Origin of the sequence: Variovorax sp. LG9.2 (assembly GCF_035018885.1) — a bacterium.
In the GTDB taxonomy this organism is placed as follows: domain Bacteria; phylum Pseudomonadota; class Gammaproteobacteria; order Burkholderiales; family Burkholderiaceae_C; genus Variovorax.
In genome coordinates, this window is the sequence record NZ_JASJXB010000109.1 from 1 (window position 1) to 471 (window position 471).

Sequence of the window (471 nt, forward strand, 5' to 3'; positions counted from 1 at the left end):
AGCGCGACATCCTGGAAAAAGCGACGCCGTACTTCGCGAAAGCGCAGCGGTGAAGTACGCCTTCATTTAACGCCAACGCCACCGACGCGTGTGGCCGATCTCACCCAACCTGCTGAACCGCGAGTTCACCGTGCACGAGCCCGACCGGGTCTGGGCAGGTGACATCACCTACATCGCCACCGACGAAGGCTGGTTGTTCCTGGCGGTTGTGATCGATCTGTTCAGCCGCCAGGTGATCGGTTGGTCGCTGCGAAGCGACATGACCCTGCCTCGTTTCCACGTACACCAATTCATGCAGCCAGAAGGCTGCGTTCCCTCGTAACCGGTGCGAGGTATCCGATAGCCATGTGCATGCGCACGCGGTTGTAGAAACTCTCGATCCAGTCCACGATGCCCAGCCGAGCCTGCGCCCGGGTGTCATAGCGGACCTGGTAGATCCTCTCGACTTTCAGCGTCTTGAAGAAGCTCTCC

The 471-nt window shown here is 59.9% G+C and carries 1 protein-coding gene and 1 pseudogene; one reads left to right on the top strand and one right to left on the bottom strand.

Annotated elements, in window-relative coordinates; genetic code table 11:
* Positions 1-94: 94 nt before the first annotated feature.
* Positions 95-262: pseudogene (locus QN413_RS27500) on the top strand (DDE-type integrase/transposase/recombinase); the annotation flags it as partial.
* Positions 263-290: 28 nt separating this feature from the next.
* Here the strand turns inward: QN413_RS27500 and QN413_RS27125 are convergent.
* The coding region (locus tag QN413_RS27125; RefSeq protein WP_323499647.1) for an IS3 family transposase at positions 291-471 on the bottom strand (181 nt) is incomplete at its 5' end.